This is a genomic window from Sporosarcina ureae, from assembly GCF_029267015.1.
In the GTDB taxonomy this organism is placed as follows: domain Bacteria; phylum Bacillota; class Bacilli; order Bacillales_A; family Planococcaceae; genus Sporosarcina; species Sporosarcina ureae_D.
Window position 1 is genome coordinate 33,045 of record NZ_JARIEA010000071.1, and the last position, 19,856, is coordinate 52,900.

At 40.3% G+C, this 19,856-nt stretch carries 19 protein-coding genes and 1 riboswitch; of the genes, 13 read left to right on the forward strand and 6 right to left on the reverse strand.

Annotation, left to right across the window (positions count from 1 at the left end):
- The first annotated feature begins 6 nt into the window (after nucleotides 1–6).
- The 4 genes from nikC (at nucleotide 7) to Q7P97_RS12060 (ending at nucleotide 3,798) form a co-directional block, all read left to right on the forward strand.
- On the forward strand, nucleotides 7–903 hold the full coding sequence (nikC, locus tag Q7P97_RS12045) for a nickel transporter permease (protein WP_303969409.1): 897 nt from the start codon (nucleotides 7–9) through the stop codon (nucleotides 901–903).
- A 242-nt stretch (nucleotides 904–1,145) separates the two neighbouring features.
- Nucleotides 1,146–2,171, forward strand: coding sequence for a calcium/proton exchanger (gene cax, locus Q7P97_RS12050; RefSeq protein ID WP_303969410.1), 1,026 nt, complete (start codon nucleotides 1,146–1,148; stop codon nucleotides 2,169–2,171).
- A 289-nt stretch (nucleotides 2,172–2,460) separates the two neighbouring features.
- A complete protein-coding gene (locus tag Q7P97_RS12055; protein WP_303969411.1) occupies nucleotides 2,461–2,868 on the forward strand; it encodes a PaaI family thioesterase in 408 nt (135 codons plus the stop codon).
- Between the two features lie 42 nt (nucleotides 2,869–2,910).
- Complete coding sequence (locus tag Q7P97_RS12060; RefSeq protein WP_303969412.1) at nucleotides 2,911–3,798, forward strand: DMT family transporter; 888 nt, start codon at nucleotides 2,911–2,913, stop codon at nucleotides 3,796–3,798.
- 45 nt (nucleotides 3,799–3,843) lie between these two features.
- Here the strand turns inward: Q7P97_RS12060 and Q7P97_RS12065 are convergent, their stop codons facing one another.
- Together Q7P97_RS12065 and Q7P97_RS12070 are read right to left on the reverse strand one after the other, a co-directional pair.
- The gene (locus tag Q7P97_RS12065; protein WP_085427090.1) at nucleotides 3,844–3,999 is read right to left on the reverse strand and encodes a DUF1540 domain-containing protein; all 156 of its coding nucleotides are present in this window, start codon (nucleotides 3,997–3,999) and stop codon (nucleotides 3,844–3,846) included.
- 512 nt (nucleotides 4,000–4,511) lie between these two features.
- Nucleotides 4,512–6,245: an AAA family ATPase gene (locus tag Q7P97_RS12070; RefSeq protein ID WP_303969413.1), complete on the reverse strand. Its 1,734-nt coding sequence runs from the start codon at nucleotides 6,243–6,245 to the stop codon at nucleotides 4,512–4,514.
- A 189-nt stretch (nucleotides 6,246–6,434) separates the two neighbouring features.
- Between Q7P97_RS12070 and Q7P97_RS12075 the strand changes: the two genes are divergently transcribed.
- Entirely contained in the window at nucleotides 6,435–6,683 is a 249-nt protein-coding gene (locus tag Q7P97_RS12075; RefSeq protein WP_303969414.1) for a hypothetical protein, read from the forward strand.
- A 418-nt stretch (nucleotides 6,684–7,101) separates the two neighbouring features.
- Here the strand turns inward: Q7P97_RS12075 and pckA are convergent, their stop codons facing one another.
- The gene (pckA, locus tag Q7P97_RS12080; protein ID WP_085426754.1) at nucleotides 7,102–8,694 is read right to left on the reverse strand and encodes a phosphoenolpyruvate carboxykinase (ATP); all 1,593 of its coding nucleotides are present in this window, start codon (nucleotides 8,692–8,694) and stop codon (nucleotides 7,102–7,104) included.
- 175 nt (nucleotides 8,695–8,869) lie between these two features.
- A riboswitch (SAM riboswitch) is annotated at nucleotides 8,870–8,989 on the forward strand.
- A 176-nt stretch (nucleotides 8,990–9,165) separates the two neighbouring features.
- Here pckA and metK point away from each other — a divergent pair.
- On the forward strand, nucleotides 9,166–10,377 hold the full coding sequence (gene metK / locus Q7P97_RS12085; RefSeq protein WP_303969415.1) for a methionine adenosyltransferase: 1,212 nt from the start codon (nucleotides 9,166–9,168) through the stop codon (nucleotides 10,375–10,377).
- A 45-nt stretch (nucleotides 10,378–10,422) separates the two neighbouring features.
- Here the strand turns inward: metK and Q7P97_RS12090 are convergent, their stop codons facing one another.
- Together Q7P97_RS12090 and Q7P97_RS12095 are read right to left on the reverse strand one after the other, a co-directional pair.
- Nucleotides 10,423–11,196 (reverse strand): DUF3891 family protein, encoded by a 774-nt coding sequence (locus tag Q7P97_RS12090; RefSeq protein ID WP_303969416.1) that lies wholly within the window; start codon nucleotides 11,194–11,196, stop codon nucleotides 10,423–10,425.
- A gap of 6 nt (nucleotides 11,197–11,202) precedes the next feature.
- Nucleotides 11,203–11,820: a hypothetical protein gene (locus Q7P97_RS12095; RefSeq protein WP_303969417.1), complete on the reverse strand. Its 618-nt coding sequence runs from the start codon at nucleotides 11,818–11,820 to the stop codon at nucleotides 11,203–11,205.
- 203 nt (nucleotides 11,821–12,023) lie between these two features.
- On the opposite strand from Q7P97_RS12095, the gene Q7P97_RS12100 reads away from it, so the two are divergent.
- From Q7P97_RS12100 to Q7P97_RS12110, 3 genes are all read left to right on the forward strand, one after another.
- On the forward strand, nucleotides 12,024–12,257 hold the full coding sequence (locus Q7P97_RS12100; RefSeq protein WP_303969418.1) for a YkuS family protein: 234 nt from the start codon (nucleotides 12,024–12,026) through the stop codon (nucleotides 12,255–12,257).
- Nucleotides 12,258–12,485: 228 nt separating this feature from the next.
- Nucleotides 12,486–13,106, forward strand: a complete 621-nt coding sequence (locus Q7P97_RS12105; protein WP_303969419.1) for a TetR/AcrR family transcriptional regulator — start codon at nucleotides 12,486–12,488, stop codon at nucleotides 13,104–13,106.
- Nucleotides 13,103–14,266 carry an MFS transporter gene (locus tag Q7P97_RS12110; RefSeq protein WP_303969420.1) on the forward strand — a complete coding sequence of 388 codons (1,164 nt, stop codon included), beginning with the start codon at nucleotides 13,103–13,105 and terminating at the stop codon, nucleotides 14,264–14,266. Before Q7P97_RS12105 ends, Q7P97_RS12110 begins: the two co-directional genes overlap by 4 nt.
- Before the next feature lie 42 nt (nucleotides 14,267–14,308).
- On the opposite strand, the gene Q7P97_RS12115 is transcribed toward Q7P97_RS12110, so the two are convergent.
- A complete protein-coding gene (locus Q7P97_RS12115) occupies nucleotides 14,309–14,473 on the reverse strand; it encodes a Fur-regulated basic protein FbpA (RefSeq protein WP_085426748.1) in 165 nt (54 codons plus the stop codon).
- 492 nt (nucleotides 14,474–14,965) lie between these two features.
- Here Q7P97_RS12115 and Q7P97_RS12120 point away from each other — a divergent pair, with 492 nt between their 5' ends.
- From Q7P97_RS12120 to Q7P97_RS12135, 4 genes are all read left to right on the forward strand, one after another.
- A complete protein-coding gene (locus tag Q7P97_RS12120; RefSeq protein WP_303969421.1) occupies nucleotides 14,966–15,823 on the forward strand; it encodes a YitT family protein in 858 nt (285 codons plus the stop codon).
- A 284-nt stretch (nucleotides 15,824–16,107) separates the two neighbouring features.
- Nucleotides 16,108–17,754 carry an ABC transporter permease gene (locus Q7P97_RS12125; protein WP_303969422.1) on the forward strand — a complete coding sequence of 549 codons (1,647 nt, stop codon included), beginning with the start codon at nucleotides 16,108–16,110 and terminating at the stop codon, nucleotides 17,752–17,754.
- Between the two features lie 5 nt (nucleotides 17,755–17,759).
- Nucleotides 17,760–18,437: an ABC transporter ATP-binding protein gene (locus Q7P97_RS12130; RefSeq protein WP_303969423.1), complete on the forward strand. Its 678-nt coding sequence runs from the start codon at nucleotides 17,760–17,762 to the stop codon at nucleotides 18,435–18,437.
- A gap of 204 nt (nucleotides 18,438–18,641) precedes the next feature.
- Nucleotides 18,642–19,718, forward strand: a complete 1,077-nt coding sequence (locus Q7P97_RS12135) for a Fe(3+) ABC transporter substrate-binding protein (RefSeq protein ID WP_483315739.1) — start codon at nucleotides 18,642–18,644, stop codon at nucleotides 19,716–19,718.
- Nucleotides 19,719–19,856 lie beyond the last annotated feature (138 nt).

Genomic DNA, 19,856 nt, shown 5'->3' on the forward strand with positions numbered 1-19,856 from the left:
CAGTTCATGTCAGAATTTACGCCTAAGGTAGATGGAGTAGTAGAAGCAGAATTAGAAAAAACAACAGGACCTTGGCGGGAAGCTTGGGTAGGTTTTCGTAAAAGTAAAGTGGCGGTCGTGGGCGCAGTCATTGTCATATTCTTTATACTGCTCGCACTCTTCGGACCCCTTGTCACGAAAGAAGGCATCAATGAACAATTAATGACAGATCGACTGCAACCTCCTTCGTCAGAATACTGGTTCGGAACGGATGATTTCGGCCGTGATATTTTCTCGCGTATTATTCACGGTGCACGAATATCTCTAACTGTTGGATTCTTCTCGGTAGTAGGTTCGATTGTAGTGGGGAGTTTCCTAGGAATTATCGCGGGTTATTATGGTCGCTGGATTGATACTATTATTTCGAGGGTATTCGATATTATGCTCGCATTTCCGTCTATTTTATTGGCAATTGCGATTGTATCTGTACTAGGACCAAGTTTACGTAACGCGTTAATTGCAATTGCGATCATTAACGTACCGAACTTTGGACGATTGATACGGTCCAAAGTATTGAGTATTAAAGAGGATGAATATATTACAGCTGCAAAGGCAATTGGAATGAAAGATTTCAGGATCCTGTTTTCGCATATTTTACCTAACTCAATGGCGCCTGTTATCGTTCAAGGTACATTGGCGGTTGCTACAGCTATCTTAGAAGCGGCAGCACTTGGATTCCTAGGACTAGGAGCGGAAGCCCCTTATCCAGAGTGGGGGAAGATGTTAGCTGACTCTAAGGATTATCTGCAAAATGCTCCATGGACAATGATTTTCCCTGGAGTTGCCATAATGCTTACAGTTTTAGGGTTTAACTTGATGGGTGACGGATTACGTGATGCATTGGATCCGAAAATGAAAAGTTAAGCTATGTTTTTTAACTGATATAATCTAGATTATGATAGTGGATGGAGGAGAGTCTTAATTAGAGACTCTCCTCCATCTTTTTTGGTTCTAATAAGTGATCATTTATATATGCGCTATTTAGTTGATCTTCATTCCGATGATCAACCATTTTTTAACCAGTTTATTTACGCTAGTAAAAGGGAAAGATGATAACAAATTGATTTTGAAACGAGGTGGAGACACTGAATAAAGTATTTACTGTAATGGCGTTCACTGGTGTACCTTTAGTATTTATAGCGTCTTTTTTGAATTGGTCAGACTTATGGATGTTTGCGCTATGTTGTTATAGTATTGTTGCTCTGGCTGCATTCATAGGAAGAGCTACAGAAAGCTTGGCAATTGTTAGTGGTCCAAGAATTGGTGGTTTGTTAAATGCGACATTCGGTAACGCGGTAGAACTTATCATTTCCATTTTTACGTTAAAAGCCGGATTGATTGCAATTGTACTGGCGTCGTTGACAGGTTCTGTTTTAGGAAACTTATTATTGGTTCTCGGGCTATCGTTTTTTGCGGGAGGTCTGAAACATAAAAGACAGAATTTCAGTATTTATGATGCGCGTTTTAACTCTGCACTACTAGTGTTTGCAATAGTTGTTGCATTCGTGATTCCGGAAGTATTCTCGATGACGATGGATACGAAAACTGAACTAAATCTGAGTATTGGTATTTCAATCATACTTATTCTGATTTATTTAGCAGGCCTAGTATTTAAATTATTTACTCACCGTGGTGTTTACGGTTCTGAAGATCACGAAACAGATGAAGTTCCGGAGTGGACGAAAAAGAAAGCTATATTAGTATTGATGATTTCGACAGTAGCGGTCGCATTTGTTTCAGAGAAGCTAGTGCATACGTTTGGGACGTTAGGTGAGAAGTTTGGCTGGACGGAGTTATTTATCGGTGTCATCATTGTTGCTATCGTTGGAAATGCAGCAGAGCATTCATCTGCGATCACGATGGCGATGAAGAATAAAATGGATATTTCAGTTGAAATCGCTATTGGTTCTACATTGCAAGTGGCAATGTTTGTAGCGCCGGTTCTTGTATTGATTTCCTTGATGATGCCAACTGCAATGCCGCTCGTCTTTACTTGGCCCGAGCTAATTGCCATGATTACCGCCACCTTGCTAGTCGTCAACATATGTCAGGATGGTGAGTCAAACTGGTTTGAAGGGCTCGTGCTGTTCTCAGCTTATCTAATTATGGGTATTGGATTCTTCTTACTGTGAGTGGTGAGTAGTAGTTTTAAGAGCGGGACAAAGGAAGGAATGTATCTTTACTATTCTAACTCGGAACGGAATATAAAAAACATCAAGTAGTTGAATGATAAACCTAATGAGATCTTGATTTAATATAGACTTTTACGCTTTACTTATTTGTATAAAAACATAAAAACCCAATTCGCATTTTTCAGCGAATTGGTTTTTTATGTTTAAAAAGAAATAATTTGAATTGTCGATAGATCGTCTTTACGATATGGTATAAATAACAATGACTACATTTTCTGGAGGTAATGAAATGAACGATACGACAGTGGAATACTTGGAACAAGTTCGACAAGATTTCGAGACGAGTCCTTTTTGGAAATTTGCAGGTCTGCAAACGCAAAAATTAGAAGCAGGTCATGTAGAATTATATTTACCTTATCGTCAACACTATGACAATGTACGCGGAACTATTCATGGTGGGATGTACATGTCTATTCTTGACACGACTATGGGAATGCTTTGCCGCTCGATGGGTGCAAATGATGTCATGACCATTCAGATGACAACACAATTTCTAAAGCCAGTCGTTCAAGAAGCGGTGTATTCAAAAGCAGCTGTGATCAACAGGACTCGTTCAACTGCTTTAGTTGAAGGGACGTTATTCAATGAGAAAGATGAATTAGTAGCCCATTGTACTGCTACGTTCAAGTTGAAATGAGTTACGTTCACTATGTAATTTCTGCACAGAGTAGGTTTTTATATGAATAAGAAAGCATTCTACTTAGGTTTGTTTACAGTGATTGCATGGGGCTCAAGTTTCGCGGCCATACGTGTGAGCTTGTTAGGCGGTTATTCTCCAGGACACTTGGTGTTGACACGGTTTTTAGTAGCCTCATTAGTATTTATTTTATATGCACTATGGCCTGGAACGAAAATTCGTGTACCCGCAAAACAAGATATATGGAAGATTATGTTGCTAGGTTTTGCAGGAATTAGTATTTATCACTTTGGCCTGACGTATGGAGAACAAACCGTATCGGCCGGAACTGCCGGTCTGTTCATTGCGACGGTTCCAATTTTCACTTCTATTATCGCAGTGATTTTCTTAAGTGAAAAAATCAGTCGGTTGGGCTGGATTGGTATGGCAATCGGTTTGTCGGGTGTGGCATTGATTACGATAGGAAGTTCAGAAGCCGCACTAGAAGTTTCAGTAGGCGCATGGTTTATAATAGTAGCTGTTATTTCCACCTCTATATTTTTCGTCTTCCAAAAACCTTTATTTAAAAAGTACACGCCTGTCGAATTGACAGCTTACTTCACATGGGCAGGTACGTTGCCGTTTCTTTATTTTATACCCGGTCTTTTCAATGAAATCCAAGGCGCTACATTGGAAGCTACATTATCAACGATCTATATGGGAGTCATTCCTGCGACCATTGCGTATGTGACTTGGGCTACAGCACTGTCGATTGCAGACGCGGGCGCGGTTTCGAGTCTACTCTATATAGAACCAGTCGTTGCCATTATCATTGCCTGGATATGGCTTCAAGAATTACCTAGTGGATTATCTACACTGGGCGGGTTGATTGCGGTTTTGAGTGTGATTGCAGTTAACTGGGAAGCGATGCGTAGACGTCCAGTTTTATAATGAAAAAGCAGCCAAGCATAAAAAGCGAGGCTGCTACTTGGTGGATCATCCTTTTGGAATGAACGTACCACAATCTGTTTCGGCAATATCTTTCGCTTTTCTACCTTTTCGCGAGACCACTTTGATTTCATCTGCACCACATTGATTACCTGATTCCCAAAAATGACAGTTCGTGACTTCACATAATACGTCTTTTGCCAATGGATCCACCTCCTTTTTCTTAGCATATCCAGAAACACTGCATGCATACAGGAGATGGGGAAGTAGTACATTATGTTAACTTTGGAGGAGAGTTCATGGTTACTGTACAAGGTATTGCGACACCACGTTTACAAAATTACTTGGAGTTTGTACGTGATCCGATCAGATTCTTTACACGTGTTCAACCGCTTGGTGATGTGATCTCATAGAAGACAGGAATTTCCCCGACGTTTGTTGTAAACAGCCCGGAAGCTATTCGTGAAATTTTAGTACGTCAAGATCAATCATTTATTAAAGGACGAACAACGACAGTATTGCAACGAACAGTGGGGGAAGGATTAGTGTTTGCTCCCGAGGACCATGGGAAAGCATCTGCCAACTGGAGCTTTCATATCATCATATTCACCAACTCATTCACCCCTGCGTAAATCCATTTAACGTATCTCTCAAACCTGTATCTCATGCAAAAAGAGGCCCCGTTATGACTTTCAGGACCTCTCTTTTTCGATTTTTTATATAAATACTACCGTTTCTTTCGGAGTTGGCAACTCAACGATACGCTGTACTTCATCACCTTCAAGTGTTTCTTCTTTATAAAGCGCGTTGACCAGTTCCTCAAATTGATAAGCATGTTCTTTAATAAGAGTTTCGGTTTTTTTTGCAGCCTGATTAAATAACATCTGCATTTTTTCTTCTTTTTCCGCTTTATTGAAAATTAATGAAAAACCTTCTTGGAACAACCCGGTATTCACCATACGCTCAAGAATTTCTTTGGCTTGTTCGACGTCGCCGCCCACACCAATGCTGTGTTCACCTAAATAGAGCCGTTCTGCAATACCGCCCGCTAATATCATGCTAACTTGATCAAGCAATTCACTAGCTGTCGAAAGATGCAGTTCCTTCTGAATAGGGGCTACATAGCCTAGAGCTTGCCCTCGTGGAATGATGGTTGCTTTTCTCACAGACCCCGGCTTAGTGATAGCGGCTATGATAGCGTGGCCCGATTCATGAATGGCTACCCGGCGTTTCGTTTCCTGATCGTTTAACGTACGAGCAGTATTTCCAAGTATTGTCCGATCAATTGCAAAATCTAAATCATGCTTTTCAATGAGTTTACGTCCTTCTCTCATAGCACGACGACTAGCTGTTTCAAACAAGCCACTGATTTCTGCCCCAGAGAAGCCGGATGTGCTTTCCGCTAAGGTGTCGAGAGAAGCGGCTACATTTGCACCTAGCGCTTTACCGTTAGTGTGGATGTCGATAATTTCACGACGTCCTTTAGTATCTGGTAGTTGAACGTTAAATGTGAAGTCAATACGTCCAGGACGCAAGAATGCATCATCCAACATATCTTTTCTGTTTGTCGCCGCAATGAATAAGATCCCATCGTTGTCATTACCACCATCGAGTTGAACGAGTAATTCCGTCAATGTCTTCTCCGATTCTTCACCGCCGTGCTCTTTTCGTTTACCAGCCAACGCGTCCACTTCATCTATAAAGATAACAGCAGGACCTTGTTTACGGGCGTTTTGAAAAAGTGTACGTACACGTGAAGCGCCGACTCCGACAAATAGTTCGGTGAAAGCTGCACCGCTTGAAGAATAGAAAAGTGCGCCTATTTCATTTGCGATCGCTTGAGCTAATAATGTTTTTCCTGTTCCAGGAGGTCCGTACAGTAAAATCCCTTGAGGCAATGCAATGCCCATATCTTTCGCAACTCCTGGATTTTTAAATACTTCTAATGTCTGTAGAATTTCCTCTTTCATTTCTTCAGGGATTCCGCCAATGTCGTCCATTGTAATGTCCGGAAGAGGAGTAGCTTTTGAGGCTTGATGCTTCATACCCGATGCACCGATATTGAGCTTCCCTTTTTTGTGAAGGATGAACAGTGTTAGTAGGGCAGCTAAAACTAGCCCTCCGAAAATCCAGCCACTAGCTGAACTTGCTGCTTTATATTTATAAGACACATTATACTTTTGTACTAAGTCGTCTACTAGTGTACTTTGTGGACGGACCATTGTGCTGTAAGTAGTGTTATCTACAGTTATAGATAACTTCCCGTCAGCCGTTTCATTCAATAAAACACTACCACCTGATTGTTCTGCTATTAGTTTTTCCATCTGGGCAAAGGTTATCTCATTTCCACCAGTTGGTTGTAAGTAGTTCCAAATGACTCCTGCAGCGATCGCCGTGATAAAGAGGACTATGACTAAAATTTTAGATGCTAATTTCGTAATAGGCTTCAAGGTCAGCTCCAGCTCCTTCTGTGAATTACCTAAATTATACTCAAAAATAGTAGTTTTGGATAGTGCGTAAACTGAATAAATAGTTACAAATTGAAGTCAGTGATATAAAGTGCCTAATGAATAGGCGATGGACCTAGGTGGAGGGGGCGTTGCTCGACTTTTAATTGTGCATGGAACTTAGTGAGGGTCTTGCTTTGGACTCGCGCAGGCACGTGGGGGATTGCCTCCAGCCATGAGCCAACTAGCGGTAGGGCTGCTAGTTGTCTCCTGGCCACGGCCTACCCCGCAGTTGTGCCTGCGCTACTAAGTACTTACCAAGTCAGGTTGTGGTTTATAGTAGATAAAACCAGTGACCTGGTAGTACTAGTTCCTATTCTTGCAAAAGAAGAATCAGAACTGCTTTACACACTATCTAACGTAGGCGGCTGCCAGTGGTAGGCGTAGCAATGAGCCAGACAGCCAGGCGCACTTCCTGTCTGGCTCATTGCGGGAGCCATCCACCACCGCCGTAGTGGGGCCAATGATCGCCCCACTTACACTTCCAGTCAAACCACTACCTCTGCACAAAACTAGGAAGAGTAGGGGTTTGCAAAAATAACTACCCAAGATTGTATCCTACTTACTCGTACGAATATCTACTCCATGCACTTACTAACACATAGAAAAACAAGAATCCGAACTGCCCTACACCCAATCTAACGTGCGGAAGCCATCCACCACCACCGAATTGGGGCCAATGATCGCCATACTTACATTATTGTCGCATCTTACTTGCCTTTACCAAAGCTTAAATAAACTTCAAACAAAAAAAGGCTGACCCAGAATTAAATTCTGGGTCAGCCTCTTTCAACTATCATTACTTAATAACAGGTGGTCCACCTTTAATTGCGATGTCCTCTGAAACGTGGCTGAACTTCTTGAAGTTCTCACGGAAAGCATCAGCCAAACGGTTTGCTTCTTTATCGTATTCATTCGGATCTTCCCAAGCATAACGAGGGTGTAGAACATTACTTGGCACACCTTCTATTTCTAGAGGCATATTCAATCCAAAAATTTCGTTTTTCTTTGTTTCTACATTATCCAATTTACCAGCGATTGCAGCGCGTACCATTGAACGTGTATAGCCTAAGTTCATACGTGAACCTACACCATAGATTCCGCCAGTCCAACCTGTATTCACAAGGAATACTTTTGAGCCGTGCTCATCGATCTTCTTGCCAAGCATCTCTGCATATGTTGCTGCAGGAAGTGGTAAGAATGGTGAGCCGAAGCAAGTAGAGAATGTTGGTTCAGGAGCAGTAATTCCACGCTCAGTTCCAGCAAGCTTGGAAGTGAAACCGCTCAAGAAGTGGTACATTGCCTGTTCTTTTGTAAGGATCGAGATCGGAGGTAGTACTCCGGAAGCATCTGCAGTTAGGAAGATAATATTCTTAGGATGACCAGCAACAGACGGTGTCACGATGTTATCGATATTTTCGATAGGGTAAGCGGCACGTGTGTTTTCTGTCAATGATTTATCATCATAATCTGGAATGCGCGTTACTTCATCCAATACAACGTTTTCTAAAACTGCACCGAAACGAATTGCTCCGAAGATTTCAGGTTCTTTTTCTGCAGAAAGGTTGATACATTTTGCGTAACATCCACCTTCAATGTTAAATACGCCATTATCAGACCAGCCATGCTCATCGTCACCGATTAGTTTACGGTTAGCATCTGCTGAAAGAGTAGTTTTACCTGTTCCAGAAAGTCCGAAGAACAAAGCAACATCGCCTTCTTCACCAACGTTTGCTGAACAATGCATAGAAAGAATGCCCTGTTCTGGTAGCAAGAAGTTCATAACAGAGAAAATAGATTTTTTCATTTCTCCTGCGTACTCTGTTCCACCGATCAAAACAATACGTTTCTCGAGTGATACGATGATGAAAGTTTCCGAGTTAGTGCCATCCACTTTTGGATCCGCTTTAAATGAAGGGGCAGCCAAAATTGTGAATTGCGATTCGTGTGCTTGTAATTCTTCTTCTGTTGGACGGATGAATAGCTGGTGAACGAATAGGTTCTGCCAAGCTAATTCATTGATTACTTGGATAGACAATTGGGAGTCTTTATCCGCGCCTGCAAATCCTTTAAAGACGAAGAGCTCGTCTTTTTCCTTCAAATGATCAATGACTTTCGTGTATAATGAATCAAAGATCTCTTCTGAAATTGGACTGTTCGTGCTACCCCAATCTACTTTATCCTTAGACACTGCATCTTCAACGATGAATTTGTCCTTAGGTGAACGTCCTGTGTATTTGCCTGTGCGTGCAGTAATTGCGCCGTCTGCTGAAAGCTTTGCCTCGCCTCTTGCTGCTGCTTTTTCCGTTAATTCTGCTACAGACGCTTGGATCGTCACGTTGCTTCCACTAAGAAGGCTTTTTAAACTATCATCAATTTTTGCAGATATCATATTTACATACCGTCCTTTGCGTAGTCGATTTATTTATCTTGATAAGAATATCCTAATTCGTAAATAGTATAACACATTAAGAATATTAATCTATACTAATGGAAAACTCAAGTGATTTAGAATAAAAAAATTGACAAAATCAAAACTTTTTAATAAGATGTGACATGAACGGATACTCTTATCCCGAGTTGGTGGAGGGTACAGGCCCTGTGAAACCCGGCAACCTGCAATAGACAGTAGTCTAGCGCGAAGGTGCCAAACCTGAAGCAAGGTTTAATTCCTTGGACGATAAGAGTGAAAGGTGCTGCGCGTGAAATTTTGCCTTTTACTCATGGATTGAATGTGAGTGAAGGGCTTTTTATATTGTCTAGCCCTGAATCCTTATGGTATATGCTTGACGTCTAGGCGTGGAACTTTACCAGGGACTTATGAGAGTACCGTATCATGATGCTTAATATAGGGGGAAACAAAATGACAAACCGTCGACTGTTTACATCAGAATCAGTTACAGAAGGCCATCCAGACAAGATGTGCGACCAGATTTCAGACGCAATTTTAGATGCGATTCTAACGGAAGATCCAAATGCGCGTGTGGCATGTGAAACGAGTATCACGACTGGACTCGTATTAGTAATGGGAGAAATCACTACGACAACGTATGTGGATATTCCAAAAGTTGTTCGCGATACAGTTAAAGAAATAGGCTACGTCCGTGCGAAATACGGATTTGATTATGAAACGTCCGCTGTCCTTACTTCGATTGATGAGCAATCACCTGAAATTGCTGCAAGTGTCAACGTGGCACTCGAAGCACGTGAAGGTTCTATGTCAGATGAAGAATTAGATGCAATCGGTGCAGGAGACCAAGGTCTAATGTTTGGATATGCATGTAATGAAACGCCGGAATTAATGCCTTTACCTATCAGTTTATCCCATAGATTGGCACAACGCCTCGCACAAGCACGTAAAGAAGAACTAATCTCTTATTTACGTCCTGATGGAAAAACGCAAGTAACAGTAGAATACGATCAAGATAACAATCCTGTGCGAATCGACACAATCGTTATTTCTACACAACATCATCCTGAAGCAACACTTGAGCAAATTGAGAAGGATATAAAGAAAGTTGTCATTGATGCAGTCGTTCCAAAAAACTTGTTGGACGAACAGACAAAATACTTTATTAACCCTACTGGCAGCTTTGTTGTTGGTGGACCTCAAGGAGATTCCGGTCTAACTGGACGTAAAATCATCGTTGATACGTACGGTGGTTATGCACGACATGGTGGGGGAGCGTTCTCCGGTAAAGATGCTACAAAAGTGGATCGTTCCGCTTCTTATGCAGCTCGCTATGTTGCAAAGAACATCGTGGCAGCAGGATTAGCCGAGCACTGTGAAGTACAGCTGGCGTATGCTATTGGAGTAGCAAGCCCAGTTTCTATCTCGATCAACACATTCGATACGGGTAAACTATCCGAAACGCAATTAGTGGAGTTTGTACGTGAATTATTTGACCTTCGTCCAGCAGGAATTATCAAAATGCTTGACCTACGTCGTCCAATCTACAAACAAACAGCAGCATACGGTCACTTTGGCCGCACTGATATCGAATTGCCATGGGAGCAGACAGATAAAGTAGAAGCATTGAAAGAACTTGCTAGTAAAGTAAGCGTGAAACAATAAAGTCATGAAGTGCAGAAAGGGGGGGATTACCTCTTTCTGCACTTTTTATTTGGTTGCAGGCGAAAAATGATAAGTAATTACTTCATAGTCTGCCTCTGCATAAGCTACTTGCAATCCTTTATCTTTAATATCTTGTTTTAACACGTTCTTTTGCTTCACTTCCACATCAAACGAACAGCAAAATGGATAATCCTCTACCTTAATAGTGTGTTGATCTGCAAAGTATATCCCAATTCGTCCTATCGGTAGCGAATGGAAAATACCTGGGGAAGGAATGCCGTTACGAAAAAATGCATGTTCATTCGCTTTATCCACCCCAGAATCATTCACACAACAATATAAAGAAAAATTATCCCCAAGCTGAAGCAAAGCGAAATGTTTTTCAAATAATTCTTTAGTATAACCCTCGACTTCTCTAGATAATCGTTCCCGACGATTTTGTTCGCCCTCGATAAAAAGGTGTGCTGCTTTCTCATTGCTGTTCTGCATAAACTGTTCATAATGAAAACTGCAAAGCATAGCTGCGTAGTGATCTATCTTTTCTACCTCATCAATACCTTGTCGATAAAGTACTGTTTTTGGGAGAAGAGGGAAATCGGTGAATTGAAAAGGTGCAGACGTCGCATCATTCCAAAAAGGTTGTTCGTCAAAAGGAGCCCAACCAATGTCGTGGTTCTTAATGGCGATTAGTACAGAATGGCGCCACTGATCTGAAGGGAACATATCCTTTTTCCAGTGTTTCATTAACTCTTCGGCTAGGTGTCCGTGGTGATGTTGTTGTACGAAGTTAAATGACTTCTCGTGTTCACGTACAATCATAGTACTTCATCCTTTCTTGTCAGGTGGAACGCCGTCATTTTGTATAATTTCTTCTTTGATCTCTTCTTCTATTCGCTCCATTTTCTCCACTTCTTCTTGATACATTTCATCTGCTTCAGTTGTCCCTGGAATGATAGGTTCTTCATTGAAGTCGACACGTTTGCCGTATCGCAGAAGTTCATAAATAATCATACCGTTATTTGGTTTACCATTTACCGTTTTCATTGGAATGGAGTCATATAGCACAAAATAGAATGCGTAGAAAATAAATCGATTCCAGAATGTCTTGGAGTCTTCAAAGAATCCATTTGCGATCAAAGCATTCATCGTGAGAGCTACTACTACGTTAATTAAGATAGGACCGGCATAAATACATATATAAGCAAAATTACTCTTTCTTTTAACTGAATCGAAGGAGAACCAGCTGTTGACATGATAATATTTACGTATATCTAAAACGCCTAATTTAAAAAGTCTGGGTCCAGATCCAATCGTAAGTCTGGCATTTTTCACGCCGAAGAGCCCACTGATTAGGAAATAACCAGATTCTCTTAGAAACGTAACAACAGGTAAAATGATGAAACTAGAAATAACTAAGCCAATGAGATCTGATAAACCGAACATAATCACGTCGACTCCTTCTATAAAATCTATTTCATATAATAACTCTAAGACTGTAATAGTAAAATACCCACTTCCTACAAAACAAATCGTCTAATTATTACCAGTCAAACACACATTGCATTAGACGCTATGTTTAGTTGAATTGTAGGTGGGGAAATACAAAGTATTAACGAACACAATTATGAACAGAGGAGGAATAGAACATGGCGAAAATCGCAGTAGAAGTACCATTTGATGACGTGAAACAAGCACTAGAGGAAAAGGGTCACGAAGTAAAGATGTTTGAAAGTGATGAGAATTTAAGTGGATACGATATGGGAGTTGTACGCGCGTTGAGTGATGTCAACATCGACCAATTCGACTTCCCAGTAGTTAGCATTGAGGGGAACTCTGTACAAGACATCATAGAAGATGTGGAAAAGAGATTACATCGCTAATAATTGGATAATGATATCTTAGACTGAAGATGAGCCCAATAGGGTTTGTTCTTCAGTTTTTTAAAAGAAAATGATATGTGATGAATATAGGGATTAAGCAGATTATTCTATTAAAAATGATTCCGCGTCATTTGGATTTGGATGTTGACAAGATGCCAGTAAGACAGTAAACTGTTCAACATTGACTCGTGAGTCAATCAATAAATAGAAGTGAGTTGAAAATCCTTTATGTCACCCCGAAAGAATGAAAAGATTCAAGAGATTCGCGATACTCGGCAACATGATTTAAAAGAAGCCGCTATCGTATTATTTGGTACGAAAGGATATGCAGCAACAAAGATTAGTGACATCACAAACAAAGCTGAACAAAGTCATGGCTTGTTTTATCACTATTTCAAAGCAAAAGAAGACCTATACGTCACAGTAATTCTTGAGTTACTTACTTTACTCATTGATACAGTGGATCAAGCAGAGGAAAAACATGACAGTCCTTTAAAGCAATTGGAATGGCTTACTGAAGCAACTCACTCCGGCTCATTGCGTGATGGAGTGCACCGCCATATCCTGATTATGCAAGCTTTGTATTCTGATTATTTAACACAAGAAGTAAAAGAAGAAATTGTGGAAAAATATCGATTTATGGTCGAAAGAATTGAACGTATTATTATAAGAGGACAAATCGCCGGAGAGTTTATTGAAGGGGATGCAGAAGAATTAGCAGTGTATCATTTATCATTAGTGCATGGCTTATTATTAACAAATGCTCGCAAGATTTCACCAATTAAAGTATCAGCTGAAAAAGTATTACGCCAACTAAAACGTCATCCAGAACAGGGGGATGACCAATGAACCGCATGTTGAAACCAACGATCATATCCATCTCGATGGCCACGGTTATGGCAGGAGCCGCTATATCTCCAGCCCTTGGATTGATTGCCGCAAACTTCCCAGAGGCCAGTCCCGTATTTATCAAGTTGATATTAACGGCACCTTCATTATTGATCATTCCATTTACATTCATATCTAGTTGGTTAACGTCAAGGATACCGAAACGTACAGTTGCTTTAATCGGCTTATTCATATATGTCTTGGCGGGGGTAGGCGCACAGTTTACCAATACGATTGAAATGTTACTAGCCTTTCGATTCGTGCTAGGAGCTGGTGTCGGCTTAGTCATGCCGCTTGGGATTACGTTAATTAGTGATCATTTTAGAGGCCGTGAACAAGTGAAGATGATGGGGTATAATTCTGCATTCAGTAACTTCGGTGGAATCATCACTATGATGCTAGCAGGTTACTTAGCAGCTATCAGTTGGAGAGCTCCGTTTAATGTGTATTTAATGGGGGTCGTGATTTTCATTCTGGTCTTTATATTCTTACCGAAAGACACACCGGTTAAACAAGATAAGAGTGTAGAGAAACGGAAAATGCCGCTGACTGTTTTTGGCTATGCAGCTGCTTCCGCAGGTATTATGCTAGTTTACTATTCGGTTGCCACGAACATGGCACTCTACTTGGAGCAAAGCAATATAGGTGGCTCAGCATTGGCTGGAACAGTGATTTCTTTTACAACTGTAGGGGGTATGATTACTAGCCTGACATTGATTCAGCTACAAGATATCTTGAAATCCTATATCATGCCGATCAGTATATTCTTAATGGGGGTTGCATTCACTGGTTTGGCTTTAAGTCATTCTGTCCCACTAATTTTAGCTTGTACATGCGTAATTGGTTTTGGGCAAGGAATTTTGTTCCCGATGATTAACGTTAAAGCATTAAGTTTGGTCAATCCACTTCATAGTGACCGTGTGATTGCCATAGTATCCAGTTCTATTTTTATAGGTCAGTTTAGTTCGCCTTTAATATTGGACGGGATTGCTAAATTAGCTGGCTTTCCGACAATTCGTTTCCAGTATTCCGTGATAGGAATTGCGCTAGGGATTTCGGTTTTACTCATCATTCTGTATAAGATTTTAAGAAAATCTAAAGTTTCGGCGATAGAAGCGTAAAGAAAAATGAGACGTGTCCAATGGGACGCGTCTCATTTTTCTTTACATTTGAATGTCAGTTTGTCCGAAAGCTTCATATTCTTGCTTTAATAATTGAAGCGGTAATTCGTACAGTTGTTTCCCATCAATTTTAAATACCCCATTTGAAACGAGCTCTTCAATCATTTTGTCTCGTTTTGATTCACTTACCTTTTTGTTTGTTTTCATCGTACATTTCCTCCTTGATTCCCCCTCTAAATATAGCCGATATTTCTTTGAATTAAACCGTATAATCCATAGTTGGAACTTTCGGACTGTCAGAATAATTGATTTGTGTAATTGGGGTAGTGTAATAGGGACTTGTGATTTATAGTAGATTTACAATAGCAAAAGAATTAAGGAAGAATGCTTTGTTATACGACGCTGAATGACAAAATCATTCGGTCGGAAGCGTATTTTGTCTGATTACGAAATGAATCTATGAAACTGATGAAGTAGCATCGATTGCTTCATTATTTACTTTGGCAGTCGTGACATTTGTGAACCGTAATAGTAGTAGAGCAAATCGTGGTTCGGTGGCATAGTAATGACAGTGAGGAGAAGAATTACGTCTTGAACGGCTGTTTTTGTGTTAAATGTTGCTTAGGGGTACCATTATGAGGGAAGAATAGATATAATCTAGTTCGTGCATTAAATTGTTATTTACCATAGGAGGTTGCTATGTTTTTCATTGAAGCAAAACGGGTGGCGGTAGTAATTATAGGATCGCTACTTATGGCTCTGTCATTAAATTTCTTTCTAATCAATGCAAATGTTTATGCTAGTGGGTTTGCGGGTGCAGCCCAGTTAGTATCAAGTGTTCTAAAGGACCACTTGGATATGACCGTCAGTACAGGTGTTTTATTGTTACTTTTCAACATACCTGTCTTTATTCTCGGTTGGTTTAAAGTAGGGAAAGGTTTCACGATTTACAGTATATTATCCGTTGCGTTTGCAACACTATTTCTTGAATTGTTGCCACTTCGATCTATATCAGATGACATTATGCTGAATGCGGTTTTTGGTGGAGTACTAGCAGGTGTCGGTGTAGGGATATCCTTAAAGTTAGGTGCATCTACTGGAGGAATGGACATCGTGGCGATGATTCTATCCCGTATGCAGGATAAACCAATTGGTGTCTACTTTTTATTGCTAAACGGTATTCTTATCGTATTCGCAGGTATTTTATATGAACCGGAAAACGCACTTTACACAATGGTTGCCCTATACGTTACGACGTCAGTGATTGATATGATTCATACGCGACATGAGAAAGTAACCGCAATGATCATCACGCGGAAAGCTGACGAACTCCAACAAGCAATCCATCGTCAAATGGTACGAGGAATCACCATACTACCCGCTAAAGGTGCTTACTCAAAAGAAGATAAGAATATGCTGTATGTTGTCATTACAAGATATGAACTATATGATTTGGAACGGATTATCAATGAGACAGATCCTCAGGCCTTCACGAATATCGTACAAACAGTAGGGATCTTCGGGTTCTTTAGAAAAGAAAATGAGAAGCTGGCTTAGTTTAAAATATCTAACGTAAATTTTATCTGTAGTATTTTATATGAAGACAAACTCCAAAAAATGAGTTTGTCTTCATTTTTATATACTGAGATTATACTGTAGAAATATTAAGTAAAGAATATTTATATGATTGAGCCTAAACAGTGTAGATTTATTGAATTCTTGTGGAAACATTGGAAAGCGTACGGATATTGTATATACTTAAGAGTGACTATCATTATGTAAGCTATAATTAATTAACATCATAACCGCCACTGTGCGTAGTAAAGTTGGTATTATCGTATATGAAAACATCTATATGGCTAAGAGAGCTTCGACGTCGGGCAAATAGCTGGTTCATCATTACTATGCTTGGCGCACTCGTTATTATTATGCCTGTCGCTTATGTCGTATTAAGTTTCTTCCAGCCGACTGGCGAGAATTGGGAACATATTAAAGAGTTTTTACTTGCTGACTATATAAAAGGGTCAGTTATTTTAGTTGGTTCTGTCGGAATCCTTTCGACAACTATCGGATTGGTGCTAGCTTGGATCATTGCAGCATATGAATTTCCATTTCGTAAGCAGTTTAAATGGCTATTAATTATACCTTTAGCTATACCGCCTTATATAGCGGCTTACACATATAGTACGATGACAAGCTATACTGGCGTCATCCAATCGTTTTTCCGTAATCATTTTGATTATCAATTTACACCTGGCGCAATTGAGATTATGTCACTGCGTGGAGCGATTTTTGTTCTCACATTATTTCTTTATCCTTATGTCTATATGATTGCGCTCAATTATTTTGAAAAACAAAGCGCTTCCTATATTGAGAGCGCTAAAACTCTTGGTTTGAATGGTATACAAATGTTTTTCCGTTTGGCGCTCCCCATCGCACGACCTGCAATTATTGCAGGATCGATGTTAGTCATCTTTGAAGTATTAAGTGATTATGGTGTAGCCAGTTTCTTTGGTGTGCGAACGATATCCACGGCGATTTTCCAGACGTGGTTCGGGATGTATGATATTAACGCGGCTATGCGATTGGCTGCTTGGTTGCTTGTCATTATATTGGGGATTTTCATGCTCGAGCGTTTTTTACGCAAAGGTCGAAAGTACGATACGAACGTGACACAAAGTAGACCTCTCGCACGCAAAAAGCTACGTGGATGGACTGCTTGGCTAGCATTCCTTTCTTGTTCTATTATTTTCTTGAGTGCCTTTCTCATTCCTTTTGCTCAACTGATCTATTGGTCACTAAAAACATATGAAAAAGTATGGCGCTCGGACTTTATTAGTTTAATAACCAATAGTTTATTAGCCGCTTTCGTCGGTGCATTAATTATTAGCTTCTTTGCAATCTTGGCTGCTCGTACGATTAACTTGTATCCATCGGCTTCGTCTAATTTACTTGCGCGTATTATGACATCCGGTTATGCAGTACCGGGTGCGGTCGTCGCAATAGGTGTCCTTGCGTTATTCATTACGTTAGATGAGAAACTAGCATTTATTTATCCGAAGTTATTTGGTGTAGAATCGGGCACCCTCGTTTTAAGCATGTCGATTGCTATGTTGATCACAGGATACGTTATACGTTTTATGGCACAAGGGTTTAATGCAATTGAATCGGGTTATACGAAAGTTCCACCGTCTTATCGAGAAGCATCATTCTTATTAGGGCGCGGTTTAACGTACACGTTTTGGAAAGTGGAGTTTCCATTATTACGTGGTTCGATTTTAATTGGATTTGCTCTGGCCTTCCTTGAAATAATGAAGGAATTGCCATTAACTTTATTATTGCGACCGTTCAACTTTGACACGTTAGCTACACGGACGTATCAATATGCGATTGATGAACGGATTTATGAAGCAGCTCCATCCTCTTTGTTATTAATTTGTTTAAGCATCGTGTCGGTGATTATTATTTTGAAATTTGAGGAGAAGTGAGATATATGTTCGTAGACATTCAAAACTTATCATTTCAGTATTCAAAAAAACAGCCGCCAGTTATTGATCGCTTTTCATTTAGGATTGAAAAAGGGGAGATTGTAGGGATTGTAGGTGCGAGCGGTAGCGGGAAAAGCACATTATTGCGATTACTTGCAGGCTTGGAAGATCCTACGGCGGGCAGTATTGAACTCGATAGCAGACTCATAGTAGGAGACAACACGTATATAGAAGCAGAAAAGCGAGGTGTGGGAATGGTGTTCCAGAACTATGCACTATTTCCTCATCTGACAGTAAGCGAAAATATTTGCTTTGGCTTGCATAAATTGAAGCGGGCCGAAAGAAAGGAACGCTTGGATGAAATGTTAGAACTAGTCCAATTGCGTGAATTCGCAAAGCGTTATCCCCATGAACTAAGCGGGGGACAACAGCAACGTGTAGCACTTGCCAGAGCATTGGCACCTTCACCCTCTATTCTGTTGATGGATGAACCATTCAGTAATTTGGATACGAATCTAAAATCGTTGATCCGAATGGAAGTACGAGATATTTTACAAAAAGCGAATATCACGTGTCTATTCGTCTCCCATGATCAAGCGGATGTAGACGCAATTTGTGATCGAACAATTTATATTGATTGTGCATCCTATGTTGGTTCCGATAAAGAGACTGTAACCTTATAACGTCGTCTTATAGAGCGCCAGATAAACTTCTGGCACTCTTTTTAGATTTACAGAAGTAAAAGAAAGATGAAAGCTCGACTTATACTCGGAATTGTATTACAATCACTTTAGCTATGAAAATGATTCTCATTAACATGTGAAATAAGTGAGATAATAAGGGGAGAAATACATTTGAAAAAGTTTTTATGGGCATTCGCTCTATTAATGCTTGCAGCAATTTTGGGCGCATGTAACGCAAGTTCAGATAAAGAGGAACAAAAGGAAGACCCAGCAAAAGAGGAAACTCCTGCTGAAGATGCAACAGATGCAAAGAAAGATGAGAAAACGGGTGGAGAAGTAAACGTCTATACAGCTAGACATTATGACGTAGATGCCATTCTTTATGAAGATTTTACAAAGCAAACTGGCATTAAAGTAAACGTGATCGAAGCAAAAGCACCGGAATTGATGGAGCGTTTAAAACGCGAAGGGCAAAATACACCTGCCGACCTATTTATCACGGTTGATGGCGGGATCTTGAACACTGCAAAAGAGGAAGGTCTATTGCAACCGGTTGAATCTGAAGAAATTGAAAAAACAGTACCAGCCGAGCTTCGCGACACAGACAACCAATGGATTGGATTATCTACTCGTGCACGTGTGATTGTCTATTCAAAAGATCGCGTGAAGCCTGAAGAATTATCTACTTACGAAGATCTTGCAACAGACAAATGGAAAGACAAATTACTTGTTCGTTCATCTGACAGCTTGTATAACCAATCATTAATGGCGTCATTGATCGCAATTGATGGCGAAGAAAAAGCTAAAGAGTGGGCGCAAGGAATTGCGGATAATTTAGCGCGTGAACCTGAAGGCGGAGACCGCGACCAAGCGCGTGCAATCGTTGCGGGTGTTGGTGACGTAGCGATTATGAATAGTTACTATGTAGGTCGTATGTCGGTTTCAGACGAAGCGGAAGATGTGAAGGTGTTCGACCAGATCGGCGTGTTCTTCCCGAACCAAGAAACAACAGGAACACATATTAATATTAGTGGGGCTGGCTTAATTAAGCACAGTAAAAACAAAGAAAATGCAGTGAAGTTGATAGAGTACTTAACGGCTACCGAAGCACAAGAACAAGTCTCAGAAGAAAACTTTGAGTTCCCTGTGAACGAAGAAGCTAAATTACCAGAAGTAATGGCTGAATGGGGTACATTCACACCACAAAAAGTGGACTTCGCAGACTATGGCAAGTACAATCCGAAAGCTGTAGAATTGATGAATGAAGTAGGCTGGAAATAAGTTCAACAAAAAAGCAGCTCTTGGGCTGCTTTTTTGTTTCTAAAAATACATTTAAATTACTGGTTTTTTAAGTAGTAGAAACATTTCGAGTCGATCCTAAGTCATATATATAGTGAAAACTTGTAATTGATTAGATTA